8 protein-coding genes are annotated in these 6,754 nt (G+C 69.6%); 6 read left to right on the forward strand and 2 right to left on the reverse strand.

The genetic code is table 11. The annotated features are described in order from the left end of the window. On the forward strand, positions 1–217 hold a 217-nt coding region (locus tag J0670_RS25860; protein ID WP_207814072.1), incomplete at its 5' end, for a hypothetical protein. Positions 218–233: 16 nt separating this feature from the next. Here the strand turns inward: J0670_RS25860 and J0670_RS25865 are convergent. After that, positions 234–812 carry a hypothetical protein gene (locus J0670_RS25865; RefSeq protein ID WP_207814073.1) on the reverse strand — a complete coding sequence of 193 codons (579 nt, stop codon included), beginning with the start codon at positions 810–812 and terminating at the stop codon, positions 234–236. A 219-nt stretch (positions 813–1,031) separates the two neighbouring features. Here J0670_RS25865 and J0670_RS25870 point away from each other — a divergent pair, with 219 nt between their 5' ends. From J0670_RS25870 to J0670_RS25880, 3 genes are all read left to right on the forward strand, one after another. After that, positions 1,032–2,033: a hypothetical protein gene (locus J0670_RS25870; protein ID WP_207814074.1), complete on the forward strand. Its 1,002-nt coding sequence runs from the start codon at positions 1,032–1,034 to the stop codon at positions 2,031–2,033. An 81-nt stretch (positions 2,034–2,114) separates the two neighbouring features. After that, on the forward strand, positions 2,115–3,152 hold the full coding sequence (locus tag J0670_RS25875; protein WP_207814075.1) for a hypothetical protein: 1,038 nt from the start codon (positions 2,115–2,117) through the stop codon (positions 3,150–3,152). 67 nt (positions 3,153–3,219) lie between these two features. After that, positions 3,220–4,353 carry an HK97 family phage prohead protease gene (locus J0670_RS25880; RefSeq protein WP_207814076.1) on the forward strand — a complete coding sequence of 378 codons (1,134 nt, stop codon included), beginning with the start codon at positions 3,220–3,222 and terminating at the stop codon, positions 4,351–4,353. Between the two features lie 106 nt (positions 4,354–4,459). Here the strand turns inward: J0670_RS25880 and J0670_RS25885 are convergent, their stop codons facing one another. Beyond that, a complete protein-coding gene (locus J0670_RS25885; protein ID WP_207814077.1) occupies positions 4,460–5,320 on the reverse strand; it encodes an SAM-dependent methyltransferase in 861 nt (286 codons plus the stop codon). 296 nt (positions 5,321–5,616) lie between these two features. Here J0670_RS25885 and J0670_RS25890 point away from each other — a divergent pair, with 296 nt between their 5' ends. Both J0670_RS25890 and J0670_RS25895 read left to right on the forward strand, forming a co-directional pair. Continuing rightward, positions 5,617–6,240, forward strand: a complete 624-nt coding sequence (locus J0670_RS25890; RefSeq protein WP_207814078.1) for an RNA polymerase sigma factor — start codon at positions 5,617–5,619, stop codon at positions 6,238–6,240. Continuing rightward, positions 6,237–6,754 (forward strand): hypothetical protein (locus tag J0670_RS25895; RefSeq protein WP_207814079.1); only part of this gene is annotated, 518 nt, incomplete at its 3' end. The genes J0670_RS25890 and J0670_RS25895, both read left to right, overlap by 4 nt.

A 6,754-nucleotide genomic window follows, 5' to 3' on the forward strand; every position in this document is an offset into this window, starting at 1 on the left:
CCAGCAGCTCAACGAGGACTGGCTGCGCTCCCGAAGCTGGGACATCCGCTACCCGAACGGCGAGCCCGTCACCACGCTCGACGGGCTCGCCCAGGTACTCCGCGTTCCTCGGGAGGAAGCTGCAAACAGGTTGCTCTCCCAGCCGTTCGGCAGGGCGGCGCCTGAGGGCCTGCTAGAGGAAGCTAAGACGCTGGTGGCGAAGCAGGATCCGGCCTGACCGCCACGGTCCTCAGCTACGTCAGCTTGTAGGCCATCTCGGCGAGCTTGAGTGCCTGGCGAAGCGTGTTTTCGTCCGTGATCTGCACGCTCACCCGGTAGGCGCGATGGCCCTTGGGCACGATATAGGCGTCCGGCGCGATGCTGTGAAGGATCGCGGCGTCGCTGTCGTAGTTGAGTCGCAGGTTGACCACGCCAGTGTCGGCGTAGACGTATGCGAATCCGCCAAGCTGGCTCCCCTGCCGTCGCAGTCGCAGGTAGTCGCTGTAGTCGAGGGGCTCACCCTCCTGGTGGGTCTTGCGCTTGACCCCGTGCAGTGCGGCGTTGGGCCAAGAAGTCGTCTTCCTGAGGAACGAGACGAACTGCTCTGCAGCAGGATTCCGGCTCAGGAGCTTCTTCACCTCCGCCTGCCCCTCAGCCGCGAGGCCGGGAACGGGCAGCGACTGCCAACTGTTGTTGACCGGCGCATCTTCCTCCACAGCGAGACGGCTGGTGGGTGCCGGGTTCACTCTCATGGCGGCAATGAGCTGCCTTCCCACCTCGGATGTGTCCAGCTCGTCCGCTGTGCCCTCGACCTGGATGAACGTGACCTTCACTTTCAATCCCCCTCCCTGAGTTGCGGCTATACATCGAGAGTAGCAGCAACTCTCAATGTATAGAATGTATTCCTAAAGCTCCCCCGCCGACCGTGTCGTATCGGTGTTGATCAGCGAGACCACGATCTGAACGCGACGCAAGGCCGCCCTCGCTGGAAGTCTCGGCAAGCAAGCCGCAGCTGTAGCAGGGGGCACAGAGTGCTGGAACGAGTCTTTGTCGTGCGCCTGAGGCTCCGCGCCAAACACCGTCCGTTCAGCGAGGGCCTCCATCCACGCGACGACCGAGGCCGGTTCGCGCGCGGCCCCGGCGCGGGGCTGAACCCGCTGCTGGAGCGCATCCGAGCGGCCGCGAGCCGGCCGTCCAGGGCGCCGCGCTCCGAACCCCGCTTTGACGAGGAGCAGCACGGCCTGGTGTTCCGCGACGGGCAGAGCGGGCGCGTCGCCAAGGCGTACAAGGCGAACGTGGTGGAGGGGATCACCCGCGACCTGCGGGACATGCCGGACGAAGCGCTGCTGCTGGAGCACGACCGGGTCTGGCTCGACCGGGTGCGCTCGGGGGAGGTGCACGCGTACGAGGACCCCGCGACCGGCATCGCCAACTCCGTCTGGCCGGGCGACTCCCCCGAGGACTCGTCCTGGACGCACGTCGACGCCGACCGGGCCCGCGAGCTTTTGCGGCGCGACGCCGTCCACCAGGTGATCGCCACCTGGGCGATGACGTCCAACGACGAACACGCCGGAGCCCTGGCCCTCCAGGAGACCGCCCGAGACGCCTTCGGGCTGTACCCGGCCGCCGACTGGCCCAGCACCGACCAGATCGCACGGGTGACTGCCGACCATCGGGCCGCCTTCGGAACCGGTCACGCGGCGATGCTGGCGGCGATGTGGGAGCGCACCCAGAACCACCTGGCCGAAGCCCACCTCGGCTCCCTGACCGTGTGGCGCGGCGTGGCCACCCCCGACGGCCGGCCACCTGCGGGCTCGACCGTCGACGGCAGCACCCTCGCCGACCCGCTGCTGCGCCCGCTTTCCGCGTTCTCCCTCGACCCGGATCAGGCGTACGGCTTCGCGACCGCCGAGGGGCCCGGCTTCGTGATGAGCGGAATCGTGCCCGCAGGCAGGGTGATCGCGACGCCGGTCACGGGGCTCGGCTGCCTGGACGAGTCGGAGGTCATCATTCTGGCCGGCCCCGGCACCTGGCACTGGCAGCCCGCTGAGTAGCCCGGGCATCCGTCGGCGCGACACCACCCCTGGCCCGGTGCCACGCTGCCGCCGTCCTGGTCCCCGGCAGAAGGCGGTGCGGTGCACGACTTCCCCGCCGTCACCCTCCGGCTGCGCCGCAAGAACCGACCCTGGGACGAGGCCCGGCACGTGCGCGACCACCAAGGCCGCTTCGCCCACCATCCGGGCGCCGGCCGAGTCGGCCTCCCGGGCACCCTCGCGGACGACCATGCCGTGAGCCAATCCGACCTGCTCGGGAAGCGGCAGAGGTCCCCCGCAACCGTCAAGGCCGCCATGTGCGACTCGCTCGCCAAGACGATGAACGGCATCCCCGACGAGCAACTGCTGTCCGACCGCCAGCGCGACCGCCTCGCCCGGGTCCGTGCCGGACACCTCGCCGCGTACCGCCCGGAGTCCGGGGCCAACGGCTACGCCGACTACGTCGAGCAAGCCGACCTCAACAGCGGAGCCCGCCGCGAGCCCTGGGGCTACGTGAGGATGAGCTCCGAGGAGTACCGGGACTTCGCGCGCGCCGAGGCCGTCTCCCACCTCGCCGCCGGGTGGGCGGCGACCTCCAACGACCACGACGCGAACGCCCTCGCCCTCCAGGAGACCGCCCGCCAGGCCTTCAACCTCACCGACACCATGGCCTGGGAGCACGGGGACGCCCACCTCGACGCCGAGACCGCGCAGGTTCTCGCCGAAGACGGCCCCGTGCTGCACGCCTTCCTCGCCGCCATGTGGGAGACCACCCAGGCGCACTTCGCCGACCTCGGCGTCACCCACGTCACCGTCCACCGCGGCTTCACCGGCGGCTACGACGACACCCACGTCAGCGAGATCGACGGCCAGGGCACGGTCACCGACCTGCCCCTGCGCCCGCTGTCGTCCTTCACCACCGAAGAACACGTCGCCGCCGCGTTCGCCACGCACGGCGGCGAGGTCCACGTCGGCTACACGATCAGCGGCGACATCCCGGTCACCCGCATCCTGGCCGTGCCCGGGACCGGCATCGGCTGCCTGGACGAGTCCGAGATCGTCATCCTCGCCGGCCCCGGCGACTGGCACGTCCAACAGGTCTACGCCGAGACCGACGACGACAACTGGTACGACGAGTAGAACGAGACCCAAGCCCGCCGTCCGCCTACCGTGACCGCCACCAACCCAGCGAACCGGGAGCGAGACGGTGGCACCGACCCCCAGCAGCACGCTGGACCACAAGCAGGCGATGCTCGGCGTGCTGGAGACCGACGACGACCAGGGCACCTTCACCACGCTCGTGTCGATCACCGGGCTGCGCGACCACGACGGCGACGTGATCGAGCCCGGCGCCTACGCCCGCACCCTCGCGGAGATCACGCCGAAGGGCGTGTGGTCGCACGACTGGAACCAGTGGACGGCCCGCACCGAGCACACCGAGGAGCTGCTGCCCGGCGACCCGCGCCTTCCTACCGCCCTGCCGAACGGGCAGCCTTGGCCCGCTGAGGCCGGCGCGCTCCTCGTCAAGGGCCGCTGCAACCTGGCCACCCAGGCCGGGAAGGACATGTACGCCAACCTGATCTTCTTCGGCGACCAGGTGCAGTGGTCGATCGGCTACCAGGTCCGAACGGCCAAACGCTCCAAGGGGGTTCGCCGCATCACCGACCTCGACTTGTACGAGTACTCGCCGGTGTTGTTCGGCGCGAACCCCTACACCTCGACCCTCGACCTCAAGCAGCACAAGGCCCGCGGGGTCCTAGGCGACACCCAGGTGGAACTGGCGCCTCTGGCTGGCACGCTCGAGGAGCGGATCGACGCCATCGCCTCCGCCGTGGAGCAGCGCCTGCGCCCCACCGAAGACGACCGCCTTGAGTACGGCACCGTGGAGATCATCGGCACCTACCCGGACCGGGTCATCGCGACCATCTGGAGGTACACCCAGGATGGCTTCGGCTCGACCAGCTGGGAGGTCCCGTACACGCTCTCCGGTGACGGTGTTCCGACCGTCGGCCAGCCCAGCCCCGTGCGCCTGGTCCTCGACGTCGAGGGAACCGGTCCCGACGCGGCGCTGGCCGCCCTGGCACCCGACGTGGAGCGGGTCGCCTCCCAGACGAAGATCCTCGTGGACCTCCAGCACAAGGCAGGGCGGGTCCTCTCCGGCGAGAACGCCGACCGCCTGGCCTCCGCCGTGCAGCACCTGGTCGCCGTGCTCACCGCCGCCGAGATCGACTGGCAGCCGTCCGAGCCCCCGGCTGACGAGAGCAAGACCCTGGCGGTGCTCCAGCCGGGCGAGATCAGCGCGGCGCTGGCGCTGTTCGCCGACGCGCGGACCGTCAGCTGAGCGATGCCCTGACGGCTTGGTGGCCGGGGCGGTGCGGAACGCTGGGGATTCGTGGCCGGGCGGTTGCACCCGAGGGGGCCGCGGGTGCTTCACTTGGCAGCAGAGGTCACCGCTTCACCGCTACGGCGGCGTAGGCGCTCACCTGAGCGTCGGTGATCTCCTGCTCGGCGGCGCCTTCCGGCCGCCACCTGTGGGTTGGACTGACGCCAGGGTCGAGGAGGTCCCAGCCGTCGAAGAAACGCTCGATCTGCTCACGCGTGCGCATGCGGACCTCGGTACCGGCGGCGGCGTAGACCTGGGTGATCCGTTCCGCGTCGGCTGGACCGAAGTCGGGGGTTCCGTGGCTGATCACCAGCGCACTGCCAGGAGACAGTGCGTCCTTGAGCTGATCCACGATGCGACAGGCGCCGTGGTCGTCAGGAACGAAGTGGAGCAGGGCGATCAGGCTGAGCGCGACCGGCGCGGTGAGGTCGATGGTCTGCTCTAACTCCCGCGAGGAGAGGATCGCGGCCGGATCGGTGACGTCGGCTTGGAGATAGGAAGTCAGGCCTTCGCGGCTGCTCAGCAGCAGGGCCTGAGCGTGCGCCAGCACGATGGGGTCGTTGTCGGTATAGAGCACCCGAGCCTGCGAGTTGATCCCCTGCGCGACCTCGTGAAGGTTCGGCGACGTGGGAATGCCGGTGCCGATGTCGAGGAACTGGGCGATGCCCCGATCGGCGAGCAGACGCGTCGCGCGGTGCATGAACGCCCGGTTGGCCCGCGCGGCGATCCGCGCGGACGGGAACACTGCGATCGCCTGGCCGGCGGCCTCGCGGTCGGCGGCGAAGTTCGTCATCCCGCCGAGGTAGTAGTCGTACATGCGGGCCGAGTGGGCCTTGTGGAGCTGGAGATCGATCTCGTCGTCCTCGTTGTCGTGCACCGTGTCCCCCCGGGCCCATCGTCCTGTTCCGTCACTGTGCTGCGCCATGCGGCGCACGCCACCGGCGGATGCTCCAGCGGTTTCTGCCCGGGGCCGTTGCATGTCAACCCCGAAGCCGCCCAGACGGCAGCGGACAGCGTGGAAGCGCCGCGGCCCAACCTAGGCCAACATGCCGAACGGGCAATCGGACAATGCCGTAGTCATACTATTACCGTCTGTCATTTTCTTTGCGCTTCCTTTGCACCAAGGGGCCCCGACTGCGCTTGCATGTGCCTTGGGGGGACAGGAGTTCCCCCGAGGCATACCAGCACCGGCCGCGCGCCGGTCCGGGGAGGGGCACCACCATGCTGATCAACCGGGACGAGCCGCCCAGCGTCGGCGGCCGCAGGGGAGACCGGACTATGAACGACACCAGCGGGACGACGCCAGGTGGAGCACGCCTGACGCTCACCTTCGACGCGTTCTGCGTCACGCACGAGCGCGCCTGGCTGGGGTTCGTCCGCACCCAGGTCGGCTACCGCGACAACGGCCCCGAGCTGGTGGTGGCCGCCACCAAGGACCATCTGCACCGCAACTGGCCGGTTGCCCTGCGCCAGGAGATCCCCGCCGCCTACGCCTGGAGGCTCCTCAAGGAGCACCTCGCGGCCTGGCGTGCCGCGCAGAGTGAGCCGGTCGCCGTGCAGGCCGCAGCAATGGACGCGGTCATCGACCATTTCCGCCGCCAGGCCCGCATCAGCTTGGAGAGCCTGCCCGAGCGGATCGGCCTGCTGACCGCGATCCTCGAACTGCCCGAGCGGCAACATGACAGTGTGGTGCTCAAGTACTGCCTCGACATGGACGATGAGGAAGTCGCCTCGTACCTGGGCACGCCCGTGGCCACCCTGCGCTCCAACCTCCGCCACGCCCGCCGTCGCCTCGCCCACGCCATCGGAAGGCCCGACCTCGCCGAACGGAAGGAGGACCAGTGAGCCGACCCGCAGACCAGCACCCCAGCTTGCTCACCTGGCTCGACAACCCGACCCTCGCCACCGGGCTGACCGCGGACACCCCCGAGGCCAGGGTCTATGCCTGCACCACCACCGCCCTGCCCGCCGCAGCCGCCCACATCACGGCGGCTCCGGCCCCCTTCCCCTCGGAACACGAACAGGCCTTCCACGAACTGGAGCTGGCCGTCGCCCTGGTCCTCAACGCACCCCAAGCTGGCCGCTCCCTCGACCGGCTCGTCAACTCCGACCAGGTTCACCCCGAGGGCGCGCTTGTCTTCGCCAGCCTGCTGTACGTCACCAGCAGGGTCGAAGGCGCGCAGTTCTGGTGGCAGTTCGCCGCCGGCGCCGGGAGCGCCACCGCCGCGTACCTGCTGCACCTGCACCACCTGAGTCTCGGCGAGGCCCGCGACGCGGCCCACTGGCGCGGCCAGACCGAGCGGCTGGCGACCACACCACGGCCGCCGCGCACCTTTCAAGCCGTCAAACCACTGCTGCC

Source organism: Streptomyces sp. FH025 (genome assembly GCF_017427025.1).
Classification (GTDB): domain Bacteria; phylum Actinomycetota; class Actinomycetes; order Streptomycetales; family Streptomycetaceae; genus Kitasatospora.